Raw genomic sequence first — 18,809 nt, forward strand, 5'->3', positions numbered from 1 at the left:
AGCTTCAATAATGTAAAGGCCCTGAAAAAGTAAAAGATAGTAGATAAAAGACAAACTATGACGGAATTAAAAAGCCTACAAAATCATTTTCTGGTCGCGATGCCTAGTTTGGACGATCCGTACTTTTCTCGCTCACTCATTTATATTTGTGAACACAACGCTGAAGGTGCCATGGGTATTGTAGTAAATCAGCCCTCCACCATGAACGTGAAGCAACTTCTTGAACAGACTGACAAAGAACTCACTGTATCTGACGACAAAGCAGAGCAAATCGTGCTGGCTGGCGGCCCTGTAAGCCAAGAGCGAGGTTTTGTCCTGCACTCGTCGCAAAGAGAGTGGGCATCTAGCTTAAAGCTTGCACCAGGGGTTATGGTGACCACCTCCAAGGACATTTTGACTGCTATTGCCAATGATGAAGGTCCTGAAGACGTTTTGATTGCTTTGGGGTACGCGGGCTGGACAGCCGGTCAGCTTGAGAAGGAAATGCAGGAAAACGCATGGCTCACCATCGAAGCTGACGAAGAAATTCTGTTTAACACGCCTATGCACAAAAAATGGCAAGCAACAGTAAATAAACTCGGTGTGGATGTATGGCAGCTAGCACCGGGAGCAGGGCATGCCTGATGTCGGAAACCGCACAGTACTTGCGTTTGATTTTGGTACTAAAAGCATTGGCGTGGCGGTAGGTCAGGAAATTACCGGTACGGCTTCTCCTCTTGCAGCGCTGAAGGCACGAGACGGTATTCCTGACTGGACGTTAATAGAAAAGCTTTACGAAGAATGGCAACCGCATATCGTGGTGGTGGGTTTACCGCTTAATATGGATGGTACTGAGCAGGAGATGACTCAGCGGGCCCGCAAATTTGCAAACCGTCTACATGGGCGTTTTAAAGTGGCCGTTGACACTTGTGATGAGCGACTAACCACCACAGACGCTAAAGCTATGCTGTTTGAGTTAGGTGGCTACAAGAAACTCACTAAAGATAAGGTTGATAGTGTGTCGGCCTGCGTAATATTCGCAAGCTGGAGCGAGAGTCAGTACGAATAGTTGTTGGGGTCTGTTGACCTTTGTAAGCTGCTGGCTCTTGCTGTTATTACTTTTCTGCCCCACACTGCCAGCAGACATCAAAAGCGGCGCCGTTTTGTTCACGGCATTCACCACAAATCCAGTCTTCACTAGATATTGCCTTATCGTTTGAGTTTTGAATGAAGGGCTCAACAACTTTCAACGCCCTTACATACCAGCTATCGTCAACAAGCCACACTTCCTGCTGAGAATCTTGCCAAGGCAGCTCTCCGATTGCGCCACTGGCAAACTCATTTTTTACCATATAAGGAATAGATAAAGCGTCAAGCTCACTGCGAACCGCTTGAAGTTCAAAAGCGTCTTGTGAAGTGAAGAGTTTTTTCAATGGCTATCCTCTTGTTAAACACAAAAGCAGCCCGTGGGCTGCTCATCATGCGAGAAAAACGTGTCTCTCTACTGCTTTATTTCAGTAAGCGTTTCAAATGCAGCTCCCCCTAAAGGGATTTCAGCATAAAGCGAAAGCAATTAGTCATCCATATCAATAGATACATTTGACAGTGTACCTAAGCTAGAACCGTCGCTGGTATCAAGCTTGATCATTAAGCGCAGGTCATTAGGCGAGTCGGCGTGGTGCAGCGCTTGGTCCATATCAATCTTACCCGCTTTGTACAAATCATATAGCGCCATATCAAAGCTCTGCATGCCCTGCTCTTTGCCTTTTTTCATTGCTTCTTTTAACGCGCCTATTTCATTGCGCTGTATTAGGTCGCGTACTAGCGGCGAATTAAGCAGTATTTCTATTGCCGCAACCCTACCCTTGCCGTCTGGCGTAGGCACTAGTTGCTGCGCAACAATGGCGCGGATGTTTAAGCTTAAGTCAAAGCGTAACTTATCGTGCTGATCTTTCGGCGCTAAATGCATGATACGTTCAATCGCTTGGTTCGCGTTGTTAGCGTGCAGCGTAGCCACACACAAATGCCCTGTATCAGCAAACGACATGGCATATTCCATGGTTTCCATGGAGCGAATTTCACCAATCAGAATGACATCAGGCGCCTGACGTAGCGAACTTTTAAGCGCGTCATCAAAAGACTGAGTATCTATGCCCACCTCTCGCTGGGTAATAACACAGTTCTTGTGCTCATGAACAAACTCAATAGGGTCTTCAATAGTCAGTATATGCCCGTGCGAGTTTTCATTTCTATGCCCAATAAGCGCAGCCAAGGATGTGGATTTACCCGTGCCTGTTCCACCTACGAATAGAACAAGACCGCGTTTCGACATAATAATTTCTTTTAATACTCGCGGCAGACCCAAATCATCAGCTTTGGGAATTTGTGTCACAATGCGGCGGATAACCATGCCCGCTTGGTCACGCTGCCAAAATGCGGAACAGCGGAAGCGACCAATACCTTCTCGCACAATAGCGAAGTTACATTCTTTTGATGTGTGAAACTCATTCTGCTGCTTTTCGGTCATTGCTTCGTGAACCAGCGCCAGCGATGCCTCTTCCGATGTTGCACTTCCCGTCACTGGAGTTAGTTTGCCGTTGATCTTGGCGCTTACGGGGAATCCCGCCGTTACGAACAAATCCGATGCGTTAGTATCGACCATTTTTTGTAGTAGTGAATCTAACATAATGGCCTCTAGAAATTATTCATCGACTGTTTATCAACTGACTTTGCTGCGGCGTCTTGTTTGGTAATAACACCCATCGCCACTAAGCGCTGAAGACACTGATCCATGGTTTGCATACCGTGAGCCTGACCCGTTTGAATAACCGAGTACATTTGCGGCACTTTATCTTCGCGAATAAGGTTACGAATAGCGGGGATCCCCACCATGATTTCATGAGCAGCAACCCGGCCCCCCCCTACTTTCTTAAGCAGGGTTTGTGAAATTACCGCGCGCAATGATTCCGACAACATAGAGCGCACCATAGCTTTTTCTTCCGCTGGAAATACATCAATAATACGGTCGATGGTTTTTGGCGCAGAGTTGGTGTGCAGCGTACCAAATACTAAGTGACCTGTTTCCGCAGCTGATATAGCAAGTCGAATGGTTTCTAAATCACGAAGCTCACCGACCAGAATAACATCGGGGTCTTCACGAAGTGCCGAGCGCAGAGCGTTATTAAACGAGTGCGTATCGCGGTGTACTTCCCGCTGGTTTACCAAGCTAAGCTTGTTGTCGTGCACGAATTCGATAGGGTCTTCAATGGTAAGAATATGTTCACGCTTATGGGTGTTGATATGGTCGACCATGGCCGCAAGCGTGGTACTTTTACCCGAACCGGTAGCACCTGTCACAAGTACAATGCCAGTAGGCTGATTTATAATTTCCTTAAAAATTTCAGGCGCGCCAAGGTCATCCAAGGTTAATACTTTACTAGGGATAGTACGTAATACTGCCGCTGCGCCTCGGTTTTGCACAAACGCGTTAACACGAAAGCGCGACAAGCCATTTACTTCGAAAGAAAAATCGGTTTCTAGGTTTTCTTCGTACTCTTTGCGCTGCATGTCATTCATAATCTCATAAACGAGACCATGAACTTGTTTGTGATCGAGGGCAGGCACGTTCAGCTTACGCATTTCGCCATCTACACGAATTATTGGTGGTAGGCCCGCTGATAAGTGTAAATCTGAGGCGTTATTCTTAACACTGAAAGCCAAAAGTTCGGTAATATCCACAACCACTTCTCCAAAACAAGGTGAATAATGCAAACAATAGCAGAAAGACTAGATTCCGCACGAAAAGGAATAGACCAAGCCGCTACCAGTGCACATCGTCCACCAAATTCCGTTAAATTGCTAGCGGTTAGCAAAACAAAACCCGTATCAGATATCATGGAAGCGTATGAAGGCGGACAACGTATGTTCGGCGAAAACTACGTGCAGGAAGGTGTTGAAAAGGTTCAGGAACTTTCTCACTTAAGCGATATAGAGTGGCACATGATTGGCCCAATTCAGTCGAATAAAACCAAAGTAGTCGCCGAACATTTTGATTGGGTTCAGTCTGTAGACAGAGAAAAAATTGCCCGCCGCTTAAACGAGCAGCGGCCTGACTCAATGCCGCCGTTAAACGTGTGTATTCAGGTTAATATTGATGACGAAGAGAGTAAGTCAGGGGTAGCCCTAAGTGAATTAGATGCGCTAGTGGAGTTTATTAACTCTCAAGAGCACCTGACCTTGCGTGGACTAATGGCGATTCCCAAAGCTGATCCTAGTGAAGAGCAGCAGCGCGCCACACTGTCCAAGCTAAAAGAATTATTCGACCACTACCATACATCATTGAGCAATTTTGATACCCTATCCGTAGGAATGAGTAGTGATATGGCAGAAGCGATTCAACATGGGTCTACTATGGTGCGCATAGGTACCGCGATTTTCGGTAAACGAAACTAGAGCGCTTCGCCTCGCTACACAGACTTAAACGTAACCAACAAATAGGATTTACATGCAACAGAAAAAATTAGCATTTATTGGCGCGGGTAACATGAGCCGCAGCATCATCAGTGGTCTTATCAAATCTGGGTACGCGAAAGAAAACATCCTTGCGGCAAACCCTTCCACACCAAAGTTAGACGGCCTGAAGGCCGAGTTTGGTATTCACACCACACAATCTAACGATGAAGCCTGCCAATTCGCTGATGCCATAGTGCTTGCGGTAAAACCACAAATAATGGGCGATATGTGCGGCGAGCTTCAGAAAAACAATGACCTTTCGGGCAAGTTGTTTATGAGCATTGCAGCAGGGCTGCCGGTAGCCAGATTGCAAGAAATGCTTGGTGGTGAATACCCTGTTGTTCGTATTATGCCAAACACCCCGAGCTTGTTAGGTAAAGGGATGTCTGGGATGTATGCCGACGACACGGTTTCTGAGTCGGATAGGCAATACGTTGACGATGTAATGAACAGCGTTGGCGAAACCGTTTGGGTAGATAAAGAAGAGGGTATTAACGGCGTTATCGCTGCAGCGGGCAGCAGCCCTGCTTATTTCTTCTTGTTCTTACAAAATATGCAGGAAGAAGCCATGAACATGGGCTTTGACAAAGCGCAATCTCGCTTAATGGTTCAACAAGCGATGTTAGGCGCAGCCGAAATGGTTTGTAACAACCCAGACCTTGAATTAAGCGAGCTTCGTGCCCAAGTTACGTCTAAGGGCGGCACTACCGCAGAAGCCGTTAACACTTTCATTAATGAAGGTTTAAAAGATATTGTCAGCAAGTCGATGCGCGCCGCAGTAGCTCGTGCTGAAGAAATGGCAAAACAGCTATAACGTTTTAGGAAAAACACAACATGAACGCAACGGTATTTTTGGTTGATACCTTATTTAGCCTTTATTTGATGGTGGTTATTCTGCGCCTTTGGTTACAAATGGTTCAAGCAGATTTTTATAACCCAATGAGTCAATTTGTAGTAAAAGCAACCCACCCTATCGTGGGGCCGTTGCGCCGTATTATTCCGTCAATCGGCAGGTTCGACACCGCTACCTTTGTGTTAGCGGTAGCGGTATGCGCGCTTAAGCTAATAACCCTAGGGTTAATGTTTGGCGGTAGTCTAAACCCAGTCGGCATTGCGATTTTATCAGTGATTGGCGTGATAAAAGAAACCCTGTCGTTAATGTTCTGGGTGTTGCTATTACGCGCTATTTTGAGCTGGGTGTCTCAAGGTCAGTCTCCGGTTGACTATGTTCTGTATCAGCTAACCGAGCCGTTTTTAGCGCCAATACGCAAAGTCATTCCACCATTAGGCGGTTTGGACTTATCAGTGCTTATTGCCATCATCGCATTACAGTTTTTACAGCTTCTGATCCAAGACACTTTCCCTATGTAACTAATGTCAGTTGAAGGCACTGTTAGGGAAAGCATTGGTCTTGCAGTTTGGTTCATAGAGCAAAACAAGCTGTAATGGGTAAGAATTGAAAATAAGATGAAGGCAGAGGTAGTTTCGATCATGGGTAGAATAAATCAAATCCAAAAAACTTACGTAGCACTTCTTGCGATGGCTATGTCATGCTTAAGTTTTTCTGCGTTTGCCGAGCAGAAGCAAACGCTTGGTGAATGGGATGTTCACTACATGGTGGTGAGTACGCCATTTCTCACACCTGAAGTGGCGGCTAGCTACGGCATTGTAAGAAGTAAGTTTAATGCGTTAGTTAACATTTCGGTGTTAGACAAAATTTCCGGTGAAGCGCAACGGGCAGATGTAACAGGTACGGCTAAGAATCTGTTAGGTAACTCGCGTAAGCTGACTTTCAAAAAGGTGGAAGAAGGTGATGCTATCTATTACCTTGCCGTGCTGCCATTTCGCGATCAGGAAACCTTCAGGTTTGAGATTGACGTTCAAAAAGGTAGCAGCAAACAAACGCTGAAGTTTCAGCAGAAAATGTACGTTGACGAGTAATCTATAAGGCGAGCACTGCCTTAATAACGCCAATATCATAAGTAAGCGCTCATCTGTAACGCTTTCATTATTGTGATGAAAAGTAGTGATTAACGAAGCGAGATATCCGTTAGCCCGGTATCTCGCTTTTTTATTATGTTAAAAATTTGGTAACTGCACTTTACCAATTGAATGTGGTGGTAAATAATCAAAGCAACTGGTCGGGCAAGTTAGTGTGGTCGGATTATGTGTAGCCATTAGCACTTAAATCACGAAAGACAGATGAGCACTGCGCCGTAGCAAAGAGCAACATGCACTAACTTGCCTTCATAGCAAATAAAACAGAGAATAATTATGAATACGTCCTCGTCTCAGACTGTATCTCAGAACGTACCTCAGACAGTTATACCGCAGTCTGCCCACAATTCAGAACAGCTCTCACCTTACTTTCCTAACCTATTAACTCCGTTAGATTTGGGCTTTACTCAACTTCGCAACCGTACCCTAATGGGTTCAATGCATTTAGGTTTGGAAGAAGAGAAAGGCGGTTTTGACAAACTTGCTGCGTTTTACGCTGAGCGAGCAAAAGGTGGTGCGGGGCTGATCGTAACAGGTGGTATTAGCCCTAATATTTCAGGTTGGGTAGCGCCCTTTGCTGGCAGAATGACCCGCTCTCGCCACGCGAAAAAGCACCGTGTTATTACCGACGCTGTGCATAAGGAAGACGGCAAAATTTGCATGCAAATATTGCATTCAGGCCGTTACGGTTATCACCCACTTTCTGTTTCGGCTTCACCGATGAAGTCGCCCATTACCCCTTTTAAGCCCCGCGAATTGTCCTCACGTGGCGTAAGAAGCACAATTAAAGACTACGTAAAATGTGCAGCCCTTGCCCAGCAAGCAGGCTATGACGGCGTGGAAATTATGGGTTCTGAAGGCTACCTCATAAATCAGTTTTTCTGTGAGCGCACCAATCATAGAAATGATGAATGGGGTGGCAGCCTAGAAAACCGAGCTCGCCTGGCAATAGAAATAGTAAAAGGTGTACGCGAGAAAGTGGGCACTAACTTCATTATTATTTATCGCTTGTCTATGTTGGATCTAGTCGAAGGCGGAGCTAAGTGGGACGAGGTTGTATATTTAGCCAAAGAAATCGAAAAAGCAGGCGCTACGCTAATTAATACCGGCATTGGATGGCACGAGGCAAGGGTACCCACTATCTCCACATCTGTGCCACGTGCAGCGTTTACCTGGATAACCGAACGCATGAAAAAAGAGGTGTCTATTCCTCTTATTACCACTAACCGTATCAATACGCCTGAAGTTGCAGAATCGGTACTCGCACAAGGCCATGCTGATATGGTATCGATGGCGCGACCTTTCTTGGCTGACGCTCACTTTGTAGCGAAGGCTATGCGCAATGAGTCTAAGCTAATCAACACTTGTATTGCCTGTAACCAGGCTTGCCTAGACCATGCATTCGAACAAAAGCGTGCAAGTTGCTTGGTAAACCCACAAGCGTGCTACGAGACCGAACTTACCTTCCCGCCTACGCAAAATAAGAAAAAACTAGCGGTAGTAGGTGCAGGGCCTGCGGGTTTGGCGTTTTCCATGTATGCCGCAGAGCGCGGTCACGAGGTACATCTATTTGATAAAGCCAGTGAAATTGGCGGTCAATTTAATTACGCCAAGCAAGTGCCGGGTAAAGAAGAGTTTTACGAAACCCTACGCTACTTTGACAATCAGCTAGCTCGCGTGGGCGTTACGGTTCACCTTAACACCGAGATTAACGCAGAAAGCCTTGCCGATGAGAGGTTTGATGAAGTGGTGCTAGCCACCGGTATTAATCCTCGTACGCTTACAATTGAAGGGCACGACCACCCTAAAGTGATGAGTTATTTAGACGTATTGCGCGACCACAAGCCAGTAGGCAAGAAAGTAGCTATTGTTGGCGCTGGCGGCATTGGTTTTGATGTAGCGGAATTCCTAGTAGAACACGAACATTTAGCCAAAGATAAAGAAAAGTGGCTGGCGCACTGGGGTATAGATAAAGATTATTCTGCTCCTGGCGCACTAAAAGAAAAAGCCATAGAGCCTTCTGAGCGGGAAGTGTATCTGCTACAACGTAAAACGTCTAAAGTAGGCAAAGGGCTAGGCAAAACAACGGGCTGGATCCACAGGCAATCATTGAAACACCACAATGTTCAAATGATAAACGGCGTGAGCTACGAGAAAGTAGACGATGAAGGCCTTCACGTACTGATCAACGACACACCCAAAGTATTGCCTGTCGATAATGTTATTGTATGTGCAGGCCAAGAGCCATTTAAGCCTTTGCAGCAACCTCTAGAAGAAGCAGGATTTAGCGTACACATTATCGGTGGTGCTGATGTAGCGGCTGAACTTGATGCTAAACGCGCAATCCGTCAAGGCGCTGAACTGGCAGCGCGAATTTAAAACTGATCGAACATGATAGCGTTGCCGTCCGGGTCTTTAACAATGAGATGCCCGGGGCCGCTATCGCCCTTCACAGGCACATCTAAAGCGATGCCTTGTTCAACTAGATTTGCCTGAAGCGCCCTAACATCACTTGGGTTGAAGGTCATAATGTTATCTTCAAACATCCCTTCGAATAACCCAATCATGGTGGTGCCGTTTTTCATCATTAACCATTTATCTTCCACCGAGCCGCATGAAGGCATGGCTTCAAAGCCCAAGGCCTCATAAAACGCCTTCGACTTGCTGATGTCTTTAACCGTTAAACTTAACGAAAATAGTCCTAACTCCACTTTATTCTCCCTTAAATTTCGTAACCATTGTTCACGTATACCAATCCGCATAGATAATTGCCCACTCAGAAGGCGCTGGCAAGTTTCCTAGCAAAGCGTGGGAATGCAGGAATGGCTGTTCCCTTTCAAATTCCCAGAATGAAGCTAGGAAGCTTGCCAGACCTTCCCGAAGGGCGAGTTTAAAATGTCCGTACTCTTTGTTGTGTCACCTTGGTGTAGTACCACTATATCTGCGGTAACACGCCGCGATAACGAACATTTTCAATCTCGCTGCGTGGGTAATAATCTATGCGGGTTGGTATCAATACTCTAGTGAAGCTTTTAAACAATATCACTGCCATTAGTCGCAAAAACAAAAAAGCCAGTAATCCTGAATATTACTGGCTTTACGTTGAATATCGGCTTTTTACTGTTCTTAACTTAACGCTGATTGCGCTGTAAAAAGTTTAAATAAAGGTATTATTCCTAACTTTTTTGACTAGCTATCCAGCGATCAATTTTCTGCTCAAGAATAGCAAGTGGAATGCCGCCCGTGTTTAACACTTGTGCGTGGAACTCACGGATATCGAAATCATCACCTAATGCCTTCTCTGCGCGCGCGCGCAATTCTTGAATTTTAAGCGCGCCCACTTTGTAAGATAGCGCTTGCGACGGGATCGCAATATAACGCTCTACCTCGGCCACAACTTCTGTGCGGGTCATACCTGAGTTATCAAGCATAAAGTCAATGGCTTGCTCGCGGGTCCAACCTTTCGCGTGAATACCTGTGTCTACCACTAAACGCATGGCGCGCAGCTGTTCATCTTGAAGCGTGCCATAACGATTCCATGGATCGTCAAAGAACCCCATTTCATACCCTAGTGTTTCAGAATACAGCGCCCAACCTTCACCAAAGGCTGGTAGGAAGCTAAAGCGCATGAATGAAGGTAGCGCTTCATTTTCTTGCGCTAGACTCACTTGGAAATGGTGACCTGGAGCGCCTTCGTGTAGGTACAAGGTAACGTTGCCGGTGGTTAAGCGGCTAGGCAAATCGTAGGCATTAAAGTAGAAAGTACCTGGACGAGAGCCGTCTGGCGTGCCCGGCTGATATGAGCCACCCGCACTGAATTGCTCGATAGCAGGATCGTAGGGTTTTATTTCTAACTCAGACTTCGGCAATAGTGAAAAGTACTGATCAATTTTCTCATCAACTTCACGGCCAATATCGTAATAGCTCTGTGTGAGCGCTTCGCGGCTTTCGGGCTTGAACTTAGGATCGGTACGTACATAGTCGAAGAATTCGTTTAATGTCCCTTCAAACTTCACTTCGTCCTTAATTTCAAGCATATCATTTTTAATACGCTTAACTTCTTTTAAACCAAGGTTATGCAATTCATCAGGCGTCATTGGCAGTGTCGTTGAACCTTCCACCATCAATTGATAAAGCTTTGCACCACCTTTCATATCGCTAAGGCCAATGCTCTCGCGGGCAACAGGCAAATACTCATCGCGAAGGAAGTCGCGTATACGCGTGGTTGCATCGTATATCTCTTGCGTCGCTTTTTCGTAGTCAGCGGTTAAACGGGCTTTTTCTTCGTCAGAGAAACTTTCTGGGAACATAGTAATTGGCCCCCAAAACTGTGACTCTTTAATTGGGATAGCCAGCTGAGTATCGAACTGCTTGATCACGCGATCGATTGTCAGCTTAGTTTCAAGAACACCGCTTTCCATGCCCTCGCGGAACTTTCCGATAGCGCGGTCAGAAATAGCAATGTAATCCTTATGGCGAGATAAGTTATTTTCGTAATCTTCTACTGTTTTAAATGGCGCTGCGCCCTTTCCGCTCGCGAAGGTCGGGTAGAAGGTGTGGAACCCACTGAAGTGATTGATAGGACGCACTTCCGTTAGCGCTTCAACCTCGTCGGTAGACATTTTTAGCGAGCGCTCTTCGTTGTATTTAAATACGTCGTAGGCGAGTTTATCGGTGTCGCTTAACTTACTGCGGTCAATGTGTTTGAGCTCTGACAAATTCAGCAATGTCGCTGTTTTTCCCGCTAAAGCGTGAGAGTCTGTCAAGAAGTCGCCCATTCTGTCGGCGTAACGCATGTCGCCGCGAAAAATGGCCATGATTGGGTTTAGCTCAATATCACGCTGGTCAGCGGCTGCAAATAACGCAAAAAGTTTTTCGTGCTCAGACGCTTCTTTTGACGCTGAAGTACTTTTTGATGAATTCTGCGTATTTGCGTGATTGTGTTCATGTGCCACAGCTGAGCTAAGGCCCAATGCCATGGTTACAGCACTACTTACAAGTAGTGTTTTAAATGCTTTCATTTTTTGTTCCCTTGTTATTTTGTCGCTGTTTTTGCTTATATTTTGCGAAAAAAGCGCTGTCGTTATGTGTTTTCTTGATTCTATATATCCCGTGATAAGCGCATTTAAACCTAATAATGCGTACCTGACGCCAGATATCAGGCATACCGCCGATACAATACAATTCAGCGTTTACTTAATAAGTCACAGGTTCACACGGTATCTATCCATGTAAGGTTTTTCGGGCTGCACTATTTATTCAGGCAAATGAGCCATCTCTTTTCGCCACGCCCTCTCGTACGCATCACGGCCTAACACACGCTGCGCGTACGCGGCTACATTGTCTGTTTTACCGTTTAGCGTGATATCTAGTTTGCTGCCTTTTGCCCACGCCAAAATATGACCTGCTATTATGTCGGCCATGGTAAACATGGTGCCGCATACAAATTCTTTCTCGCCCAGCATAGAAGAAAATACGGGCAACACGCGCTTAAACTCCCACACCGCTACATCACGCATTTGTTCAAGTCTTTGCTCTTTAGGTAATGCAAAGGTGTGCTTTGCCAAATTCCAAATCGGTTGCTCTAACTCATTGGTAAGAAACAACATCATTTCTTCATATTTGGCTCGCTCGAAGCTACCAGGCTCTGGGATAAATTCATGCATTCCGTGACGTTCAGCTAAAAAAGTGACGATAGCAGCTGACTCGGTCAAGGTACCTTCCGGTGTCGATAGCGCTGGAATTTTCGATGCTGGACTAATGGCTTTGTATTCTTCTGACAGGTGTTGCCCTTGTTTTAAGTCAACTAAATTGAAGTCAAAAGGTAAACCTAGCTCTTCCAATGCCCATGCCACGCGCACCGAGCGGGTTTTCGGGTAACCATAAAGTGTATACATGCCTATGCCCTTGCTTATGTAATATGAGCTAACTGTAAGTCGAATAGGAAAAAAGTGCTACTGCCATATTGTTACTGAGTTTTAACACTGTAACTTCTGTATGACAGTACCGCCTACCTATAGAGAGGCTGCATATCCAAAGGCTATATGAAGAGGCTACCTTCAAAGAGAGTGAAATTAATAAGGAAAAGCCAAAAAGGTAATGTAATGGTCGGTAACTTTTTCACGTAACCAATATAATGATTTCCGTAAATGCCAGTAGCTGTGCGCTAACACACAACTCGGTTGTCGCTTTAACGCCTTAGTATTCCTTGTCTTGCGTAGTATCCCTGAGTTATGAGCCACACTGGTTCACTTTATGCTCATCTAACTTCAATGCTTTTAACAAATTAGTTAATAATTGAGTGAAGGAGAACACGATGAAGAAACGTTTATTATCAACCTTAGCAGGCTCACTAACATTAATGTTAAGTGCGAGCAGTTTCGCAGGCCATCATGAAATCGATGGAAAGGAAGTGATAATGAATAACCTGGAAACAGGGATGAGCATGGGCTCGGTAATGGTGAGCAGCTACGACGATGACGGTGTAGTATTTACGCCAAATCTTTCAGGATTAACCCCGGGCATTCATGGCTTTCATGTCCACCAAAATGGTGATTGTTCACCAGTGATGAAAGATGGAAAAAAAGTCTTGGGCGGTGCAGCGGGCGGCCATTTCGATCCAGAAGATACCGGTAAACACCGTGCTCCCTGGTCTGAAAAGGGTCACGAGGGCGATCTACCCGTGCTTTATGTTGATGAAAATGGAAACGCTACCCAGCCTATCTTTGCACCAGAGCTTGAGTTAGATGATATTGAAGGCCGCGCCTTAATGATTCACGCAGGTGGCGACAATTACTCTGATTCACCTAAAAAGTTAGGTGGTGGTGGCGACCGCGTAGCATGTGGCGTAATTGGGAAATAAACTAACGCCACCTCATGTTATACGATCAATATCTTATGTAAAAAAGCGGCTTCAAAAGCCGCTTTTTTATACTTCACTTGATAAAAACAACTTGCCTGGTCTTGTCTAACAAAGCGAGTGTCTAACAAAGCGAGTCCTATCTTCGATAAGGATAGTAATACCCTTTATCCCTTATTCGATATTCAATCGGTATTCCAATGTGATGTTGGCATTAAGAAGTTGAGATACTGGGCAATTTTCTTTTGCCTCCTGTGCAATTTTCTCAAACTCATCTTCGGTAATCCCTTCAACCTCAGCATCTAAGCTTAGTGCCGATTGAGTAATTTCAAAGCCGTCATCGTTTTTCTCTAAACTGATTTTTGCAGTGGTATTTAACTCGCCATCATCATATCCCGCGTCTGAAAGTGCAAAAGAAAGTGCCATGGTGAAACAACTCGCATGCGCCGCACCAATTAATTCTTCGGGGTTGGTTCCCTTTCCATCTTCAAACCGCGTGTTAAAACCATAAGGCTGGTTTGATAAAGCACCGGTTTGTGTAGAAATACTGCCCTTCCCTTTTTTACCTAAAGGTTTATATGCTGCACTTCCTGATTTGACTATCGACATATCATCTTTCCTTTCATTTTAACTAAACTTATTTTCATGTACTTGAATAAGATGCAAGTGCTCTGCCGATCATAAGAAATCGCTCTACCCCTTGTCATAGCGGCTTTACAGCCCCGTCTTGTAAATGGTGAAATCAAAGACAGTTCCCTTTTTGAAAGAAGACTACAGAGTGAGATGAAAATTTTACTTACATCCTCCTAGTCTTTTCAGTACCTAAGCTTTCGCGCCAAGCATCAAGCTTCGCAATGTACGTTTGTAAAAAATGTACGCTTGTAAAACAAAATCGAATTAACTCGCTGCACTGCGATGAAATTAATTTCAGCTTAAACCGTTCTTTATTCGTTAACCGTATATCTTCGCAAACTAGGACCTGAAGACTTAAACGTGAAGGTCGCTACAACGTTAAACCAACACATGAAAGGTGAATGATGAAGTTAACACTCTCTGCAGTAGTGATTAGCACAGCGTTGAGCGCTTCGATTTTTACGCCATCAGCAAGTGCCGACGAGGCTATATTAGCTGGGGGCTGCTTTTGGTGCATGGAGTCTGATTTTGAAAAACTAGAAGGGGTTACTGATGTGGTGTCGGGGTTCACTGGCGGAAGCGCGCCAAATCCGACTTATAATGGCAACCACAAGGGACACTTTGAGGCGGTAAAGATCACCTACGACGGCGATATGCTTTCTTATAATGATATTCTCGATCATTTTTGGGTCAACATTGACCCTTTCGATGACCGAGGTCAGTTTTGTGATAAGGGACCTAGTTACTTAAGCGCCATCTTTGTGGCAAACGATAAAGAACGTGCGATAGCAGAAAAAACAAAAGCTGACGTGGTAGCCCGGTTTCCCAATAAAAAGGTGGTAACGCCCATACTCGATGCTTCTACCTTTTACCCGATAAAAGGCGACGAAATTGGCCATCAAGATTTTTATAAAAAAAGTCCCGTTCGCTATAAGTTCTACCGATGGAACTGTGGGCGTGACCAGCGATTGGAAGAAATTTGGGGCGAGAAAGCCTTGGGTAAGAATAAGTCTTAGCCCAGCAACTTAACATCTACGCCCGGCGCTAAACCAAAGCTATACCACGAGCTATACCAAAAGCTATACCGAAAGAAAGCACGCCACAAAATACTGGCAGCCCCAAACTTTTGTATTTGCGCCAGACAAGCACAGTGACAACAGTGCCTATTGCGGTTGCAATCCAACTCGCCGCTGACGGTGCTTTTGGAATAAGTGACGCTCCTAGCATGGCGGCAATCATCAACGGCCCTAACACGCTTAGCCACGTAGGTAAACGCGCCTCTGTGTTATTGGCCTTATGTTTACTAAAATGACGCTGAGTCCACAGCAACGGGCCTACGCGCAATGCATATGTTCCGATGGCCGCAACAACAATAGCAATCCAGATATCAACGTGCATGAGATTGCTTCCTTTCAACGTGCGAGGTGAGAAGATAAAAGGTTATCGCACCGCTTAGTGCTGCCACTGGAATTGCAGCGTTTTTAAAGGCGCTGAGAGCCAAAAAGAGAGCCGCCGTCATTGTAACGAGCAAGGTAACGCTCCACAGTTTACTTGAGAATTTAGGCGCGAGTAGCACAAGGAAAAGTGCAGGTAAGGCAAAGGGCATCACGCTGTCTAATATTGGCCATTGTTGGGTAAGGGAGTCTCCTGCGATACCGCCAAGCGCCGTCCCTACGATCCAGCTAAGCCACGCCACCATCGATACACCTTTAAACCAATCTACCTTTTTAGCATCGTCCATTAGCGGCAAGCGAGTATGGGCTAGCGCAAAAATCTGGTCAGTAAGGCCATGCATTAAATAGGGCCAAGCCTTACTTTGCGGTAAATAAGGCACCAAGTTGGGCGCATAAACCACATGACGTACATTAACTAATAACGTCATACAAACCGCTAGCCAAAGTGGCGCACCTGATGCGACCATGGCGACCAAAAGAAACTGCGACGCGCCTGCGTAAATGAATATGGAAATTAGCGTGGCTTCCAGCGTAGAAAAACCGGCTTGAACTGCGATCACGCCAAATGAAATAGCTACCGGAATGTAGCCACCCAGCAAAGGTAGCCCGTCAATAATTCCTTGCTTAAGTCCGTTTTTTGGTGAAAGTTGGCTCATTCCTTTGCCTCTTTGTGATAAACGATTGTGATAAGACATGTCGCCCACTCGTCTCGCGTTTTGTATACGTGAGGCAAATCAGCGTTAAATGCTAAACTTTGTCCCGGATGCAGCCATTGAGTATTTCCACTATTCCCAGCTTCTAGAGAGCCGCTAACAACGGTAATCGTTTCTTCTGTTCCTGTGGCGTGAGCTTCTGCCTCTCGAAAGGTATTGGGTGCAACCGACATCCAATAGGCATCAACGTTCGGCATACCTTGCCCTTGCTCAATTAAACGAACTTCTATCCCCTTTTCTCCAACGCTTGCGCTAAGAGGCTGAACTAGCTGACCGAACGGAACGTTCAGTTGTTTAGCTAACCGCCAAATGGTGTCTAGCGTCGGGTTGCCATTGCCCTGCTCTAGTCTTGAAAGGTTAGATTTAGCGATACCTGCCCCTGCTGCCAATTGCGACAGCGAGACACCTTTGTCTTGCCTGAGTTTCTGCAAATGCCTACCGAGGATGTTGAGCGTTGATTGATTCACACCTTACCATCTTGATTTTGTTCCATTTAAAGAACGTTCTATATATAGAACACCTCGAAGTCAAGAAGTTTGTTTTCAATGCAGGCATAGATACGGCGTTGTACTCAAGCCACGACTCGAATACATCACAAATGTTAAAAGGTGGCAAAGTGATGAACTAAAAGGTAACCAATATTTGTGCACAGAAAACAGTCACCTTCGCTTTTTTAAACGCCCATTCAACTTTCTACGCAATACGGTCCGGCGTAATTTATTAACAAAAGCACTACATTTAAATCGCTGAATTGATTAAGAAACCTTATCAGTTACCGTTACTTGCTGTCTGAGCGATGCTACGATCTCTTGCATTAAACGAATACGAAAAGCACGAACCTTTGGGCTGTTGATCATTGCTAAACATTATCGATGGTTGCTAAATATTATCGATAATAACGGCGACTATTCGAAGAGAACCGGGAAACATTCCGTTGAGCCGGTTTTTGTATTTCATCAAAGCGCTAGTTTGCTGAGTGTCTTTTGATCTTTGACGACACACAGACACTGTAAACATGCTCAGCAAAGCTCACAGACCCTCGCTAAAACAGCCACTAAGCAAGTGATTGATTGAACTCAATGAACAAAAGGATGTTTATGACGAATCATACTGACAAGATTCTTTCTGACCAAGCCTCTTCAAAGCAGGCCTCTTCAGAGCAGGCCTCAGCATTGGGTGAATACTCACTGGCCACTATAACCTTTTGGCTCGCTTTCGGAACCTTTGTGATTGGTTGCAGCGAATTTGCGGCAATGGGTTTATTACCTTACTTTGCAGAAGATTTTGGCATTACTGAAAATGTCGCCGGTCACGCGATTAGTGCTTATGCCATTGGTGTTGTAGTGGGCGCGCCGCTTATCACTATCTTTTTTTCCAGGCTTGCAAGACGCACCATGCTTATTTCAATGATGGTATTTTATGCCGGTGGCAACCTGCTAACCGCATTAGCATGGTCAGAATGGGCAATGAATATAGCGCGCTTTATTGCTGGACTTCCTCATGGCGCGTACTTCGGCATTGCCATGCTCTTTGCTGCAGACATTGCCGGTAAAAACAAGCGGGCGCAAGCAGTCAGTAACGTCATTTTAGGCTTGGCTATTGCCAATATTATTGGTGTGCCGTCAATTAGCGGTATTGGGCAAATGTTCGGATGGCGAACTGGCTTCTTTATTATTTCAGCCTTTGCGTTAGTTACTGCATTGATGGTCTGGAAAACCGCACCGTACCGCGGCCCTAATCCAGATGCCAAACCGCTAACCGAGCTTAAAGCGCTAAAAAACAAAGACGTGCTGCTGGTATTACTCATGGGCGCTATCGGCTTTGGTGGCATGTTCTCCGTGTATTCTTACTTCAGTGCCTCTTACCTTAATACAACCTCTTCACCAGAGTGGGGCATCTCGGCTACATTGCTAATCTATGGCATAGGCGTAACCTTGGGCAATATTATTGCAGGCCGCTATTCTGAAGGCAGGCTACTGACCTCAGCGATTACGTTTCAGGTTTTACTGGGCTTATCTGCTGCAGCTTACGCCGCGTCGATGGGGAATCCGTACTTAATGGCAGCATCACTGTTTTTCATTGGTATCGGTGGTGGCATGGTGGTGCCGCTGCAAACAAGGCTAATGGACGTTGCTGGCGAGGCACAGACTTTGGCCGGCGCCATGAACCATGCGGCTTTTAACACGGCAAATGCGCTGGGACCTTGGCTTGCTGGTATGGCATTATCCGCGGGTTATGGCTATTCTTCAACCGGCTGGGTAGGTGTTGCTTTGGCCTTGTGCGGTGTAATTGTTTGGCTGACAATAGTGATGTTGGCGCGCAATTCCAAAGTACAGAAAGAGGCAGTATCCCGTTAAACAGCTGATTAGTGCTGGCATATCCGTTTGCCAGCACGCCTTAATCAGATTATTCAATATATCTCTGTCATTCGTTAATGGCTTTTGAAACCATATTTTTTTCCGCTTAAAACGTCCAAAAGATCTACATCTTCGTCTGCAGAACTTTCTCTTAAATATCTTAAAAGAGCAAAAGCGAACACAACTGTGTCCAACACTTTATCCTCACCAACATTAAAATTAACATTAAATTAACGATTATTTTTCTTTTAATTTGGTTTTTTTTGACTATATATAAACGTTGGGTGCTCACATAACGCTCAGA

General features: G+C 45.4%; 20 protein-coding genes. 10 read left to right on the forward strand and 10 right to left on the reverse strand.

Features of this window, described 5'->3' with window-relative positions:
• Positions 1–57 precede the first annotated feature (57 nt).
• Together AC27KT_RS15480 and ruvX are read left to right on the forward strand one after the other, a co-directional pair.
• The gene (locus AC27KT_RS15480; RefSeq protein ID WP_014950460.1) at positions 58–624 is read left to right on the forward strand and encodes a YqgE/AlgH family protein; all 567 of its coding nucleotides are present in this window, start codon (positions 58–60) and stop codon (positions 622–624) included.
• Positions 617–1,048: a Holliday junction resolvase RuvX gene (ruvX, locus tag AC27KT_RS15485; RefSeq protein WP_487131427.1), complete on the forward strand. Its 432-nt coding sequence runs from the start codon at positions 617–619 to the stop codon at positions 1,046–1,048. The genes AC27KT_RS15480 and ruvX overlap by 8 nt, the downstream gene beginning before the upstream one ends.
• A 46-nt stretch (positions 1,049–1,094) precedes the next feature.
• Here the strand turns inward: ruvX and AC27KT_RS15490 are convergent, their stop codons facing one another.
• From AC27KT_RS15490 to AC27KT_RS15500, 3 genes are all read right to left on the reverse strand, one after another.
• Positions 1,095–1,412 carry a putative signal transducing protein gene (locus AC27KT_RS15490; RefSeq protein WP_487131429.1) on the reverse strand — a complete coding sequence of 106 codons (318 nt, stop codon included), beginning with the start codon at positions 1,410–1,412 and terminating at the stop codon, positions 1,095–1,097.
• 140 nt (positions 1,413–1,552) lie between these two features.
• The gene (locus AC27KT_RS15495) at positions 1,553–2,665 is read right to left on the reverse strand and encodes a PilT/PilU family type 4a pilus ATPase (protein WP_487131431.1); all 1,113 of its coding nucleotides are present in this window, start codon (positions 2,663–2,665) and stop codon (positions 1,553–1,555) included.
• 8 nt (positions 2,666–2,673) lie between these two features.
• Positions 2,674–3,717 (reverse strand): type IV pilus twitching motility protein PilT, encoded by a 1,044-nt coding sequence (locus AC27KT_RS15500; RefSeq protein WP_487131433.1) that lies wholly within the window; start codon positions 3,715–3,717, stop codon positions 2,674–2,676.
• 27 nt (positions 3,718–3,744) lie between these two features.
• On the opposite strand from AC27KT_RS15500, the gene AC27KT_RS15505 reads away from it, so the two are divergent.
• From AC27KT_RS15505 to AC27KT_RS15525, 5 genes are all read left to right on the forward strand, one after another.
• A complete protein-coding gene (locus AC27KT_RS15505) occupies positions 3,745–4,431 on the forward strand; it encodes a YggS family pyridoxal phosphate-dependent enzyme (RefSeq protein ID WP_487131435.1) in 687 nt (228 codons plus the stop codon).
• Positions 4,432–4,483: 52 nt separating this feature from the next.
• On the forward strand, positions 4,484–5,305 hold the full coding sequence (gene proC, locus AC27KT_RS15510; RefSeq protein WP_014950466.1) for a pyrroline-5-carboxylate reductase: 822 nt from the start codon (positions 4,484–4,486) through the stop codon (positions 5,303–5,305).
• 20 nt (positions 5,306–5,325) lie between these two features.
• Positions 5,326–5,862 (forward strand): YggT family protein, encoded by a 537-nt coding sequence (locus AC27KT_RS15515; protein WP_136781964.1) that lies wholly within the window; start codon positions 5,326–5,328, stop codon positions 5,860–5,862.
• Positions 5,863–5,958: 96 nt separating this feature from the next.
• Positions 5,959–6,432, forward strand: a complete 474-nt coding sequence (locus AC27KT_RS15520) for a DUF4426 domain-containing protein (RefSeq protein WP_487131438.1) — start codon at positions 5,959–5,961, stop codon at positions 6,430–6,432.
• A gap of 333 nt (positions 6,433–6,765) precedes the next feature.
• Positions 6,766–8,868 (forward strand): oxidoreductase, encoded by a 2,103-nt coding sequence (locus AC27KT_RS15525; protein WP_487131440.1) that lies wholly within the window; start codon positions 6,766–6,768, stop codon positions 8,866–8,868.
• On the opposite strand, the gene AC27KT_RS15530 is transcribed toward AC27KT_RS15525, so the two are convergent.
• From AC27KT_RS15530 to AC27KT_RS15540, 3 genes are all read right to left on the reverse strand, one after another.
• Positions 8,865–9,200 carry a VOC family protein gene (locus AC27KT_RS15530; RefSeq protein WP_071815754.1) on the reverse strand — a complete coding sequence of 112 codons (336 nt, stop codon included), beginning with the start codon at positions 9,198–9,200 and terminating at the stop codon, positions 8,865–8,867. The two genes, AC27KT_RS15525 and AC27KT_RS15530, sit on opposite strands and share 4 nt — an antisense overlap.
• A 465-nt stretch (positions 9,201–9,665) precedes the next feature.
• Positions 9,666–11,510 carry a DUF885 domain-containing protein gene (locus AC27KT_RS15535; protein ID WP_487131442.1) on the reverse strand — a complete coding sequence of 615 codons (1,845 nt, stop codon included), beginning with the start codon at positions 11,508–11,510 and terminating at the stop codon, positions 9,666–9,668.
• Positions 11,511–11,744: 234 nt separating this feature from the next.
• Complete coding sequence (locus AC27KT_RS15540) at positions 11,745–12,386, reverse strand: glutathione S-transferase family protein (RefSeq protein WP_487131444.1); 642 nt, start codon at positions 12,384–12,386, stop codon at positions 11,745–11,747.
• A gap of 419 nt (positions 12,387–12,805) precedes the next feature.
• Between AC27KT_RS15540 and sodC the strand changes: the two genes are divergently transcribed.
• The gene (sodC, locus tag AC27KT_RS15545) at positions 12,806–13,351 is read left to right on the forward strand and encodes a superoxide dismutase [Cu-Zn] SodC (RefSeq protein WP_487131446.1); all 546 of its coding nucleotides are present in this window, start codon (positions 12,806–12,808) and stop codon (positions 13,349–13,351) included.
• Positions 13,352–13,522: 171 nt separating this feature from the next.
• Here the strand turns inward: sodC and AC27KT_RS15550 are convergent, their stop codons facing one another.
• Complete coding sequence (locus tag AC27KT_RS15550; protein ID WP_487131448.1) at positions 13,523–13,957, reverse strand: OsmC family protein; 435 nt, start codon at positions 13,955–13,957, stop codon at positions 13,523–13,525.
• A 428-nt stretch (positions 13,958–14,385) separates the two neighbouring features.
• Between AC27KT_RS15550 and msrA the strand changes: the two genes are divergently transcribed.
• Positions 14,386–14,997: a peptide-methionine (S)-S-oxide reductase MsrA gene (msrA, locus tag AC27KT_RS15555; RefSeq protein ID WP_487131555.1), complete on the forward strand. Its 612-nt coding sequence runs from the start codon at positions 14,386–14,388 to the stop codon at positions 14,995–14,997.
• Positions 14,998–15,025: 28 nt separating this feature from the next.
• Here the strand turns inward: msrA and AC27KT_RS15560 are convergent, their stop codons facing one another.
• Genes AC27KT_RS15560 through AC27KT_RS15570 form a run of 3 tightly spaced genes read right to left on the reverse strand, consistent with a single transcriptional unit; the run spans position 15,026 to position 16,615 of the window.
• Positions 15,026–15,379: an AzlD domain-containing protein gene (locus AC27KT_RS15560; RefSeq protein ID WP_487131450.1), complete on the reverse strand. Its 354-nt coding sequence runs from the start codon at positions 15,377–15,379 to the stop codon at positions 15,026–15,028.
• Positions 15,369–16,091 (reverse strand): AzlC family ABC transporter permease, encoded by a 723-nt coding sequence (locus AC27KT_RS15565; protein WP_487131452.1) that lies wholly within the window; start codon positions 16,089–16,091, stop codon positions 15,369–15,371. The genes AC27KT_RS15560 and AC27KT_RS15565 overlap by 11 nt, the downstream gene beginning before the upstream one ends.
• On the reverse strand, positions 16,088–16,615 hold the full coding sequence (locus AC27KT_RS15570; RefSeq protein ID WP_487131454.1) for a helix-turn-helix domain-containing protein: 528 nt from the start codon (positions 16,613–16,615) through the stop codon (positions 16,088–16,090). The genes AC27KT_RS15565 and AC27KT_RS15570 overlap by 4 nt, the downstream gene beginning before the upstream one ends.
• A gap of 630 nt (positions 16,616–17,245) precedes the next feature.
• Between AC27KT_RS15570 and AC27KT_RS15575 the strand changes: the two genes are divergently transcribed.
• On the forward strand, positions 17,246–18,505 hold the full coding sequence (locus AC27KT_RS15575; RefSeq protein ID WP_487131456.1) for an MFS transporter: 1,260 nt from the start codon (positions 17,246–17,248) through the stop codon (positions 18,503–18,505).
• The last annotated feature ends 304 nt before the right edge of the window (positions 18,506–18,809 follow it).

Source organism: Alteromonas sp. 5NW40-0090 (genome assembly GCF_057552975.1).

Excerpts from the sequence above, each read along its gene's own strand:
- AC27KT_RS15480 (WP_014950460.1), top strand. The coding sequence starts at position 58 with ATGACGGAATTAAAAAGCCTACAAAATCATTTTCTGGTCGCGATGCCT.
- ruvX (WP_487131427.1), top strand. The coding sequence starts at position 617 with ATGCCTGATGTCGGAAACCGCACAGTACTTGCGTTTGATTTTGGTACT.
- AC27KT_RS15495 (WP_487131431.1), bottom strand. The coding sequence starts at position 2,665 with ATGTTAGATTCACTACTACAAAAAATGGTCGATACTAACGCATCGGAT.
- AC27KT_RS15505 (WP_487131435.1), top strand. The coding sequence starts at position 3,745 with ATGCAAACAATAGCAGAAAGACTAGATTCCGCACGAAAAGGAATAGAC.
- proC (WP_014950466.1), top strand. The coding sequence starts at position 4,484 with ATGCAACAGAAAAAATTAGCATTTATTGGCGCGGGTAACATGAGCCGC.
- AC27KT_RS15515 (WP_136781964.1), top strand. The coding sequence starts at position 5,326 with ATGAACGCAACGGTATTTTTGGTTGATACCTTATTTAGCCTTTATTTG.
- AC27KT_RS15520 (WP_487131438.1), top strand. The coding sequence starts at position 5,959 with ATGAAGGCAGAGGTAGTTTCGATCATGGGTAGAATAAATCAAATCCAA.
- AC27KT_RS15525 (WP_487131440.1), top strand. The coding sequence starts at position 6,766 with ATGAATACGTCCTCGTCTCAGACTGTATCTCAGAACGTACCTCAGACA.
- AC27KT_RS15535 (WP_487131442.1), bottom strand. The coding sequence starts at position 11,510 with ATGAAAGCATTTAAAACACTACTTGTAAGTAGTGCTGTAACCATGGCA.
- AC27KT_RS15540 (WP_487131444.1), bottom strand. The coding sequence starts at position 12,386 with ATGTATACACTTTATGGTTACCCGAAAACCCGCTCGGTGCGCGTGGCA.
- sodC (WP_487131446.1), top strand. The coding sequence starts at position 12,806 with ATGAAGAAACGTTTATTATCAACCTTAGCAGGCTCACTAACATTAATG.
- AC27KT_RS15550 (WP_487131448.1), bottom strand. The coding sequence starts at position 13,957 with ATGTCGATAGTCAAATCAGGAAGTGCAGCATATAAACCTTTAGGTAAA.
- msrA (WP_487131555.1), top strand. The coding sequence starts at position 14,386 with ATGAAGTTAACACTCTCTGCAGTAGTGATTAGCACAGCGTTGAGCGCT.
- AC27KT_RS15560 (WP_487131450.1), bottom strand. The coding sequence starts at position 15,379 with ATGCACGTTGATATCTGGATTGCTATTGTTGTTGCGGCCATCGGAACA.
- AC27KT_RS15565 (WP_487131452.1), bottom strand. The coding sequence starts at position 16,091 with ATGAGCCAACTTTCACCAAAAAACGGACTTAAGCAAGGAATTATTGAC.
- AC27KT_RS15575 (WP_487131456.1), top strand. The coding sequence starts at position 17,246 with ATGACGAATCATACTGACAAGATTCTTTCTGACCAAGCCTCTTCAAAG.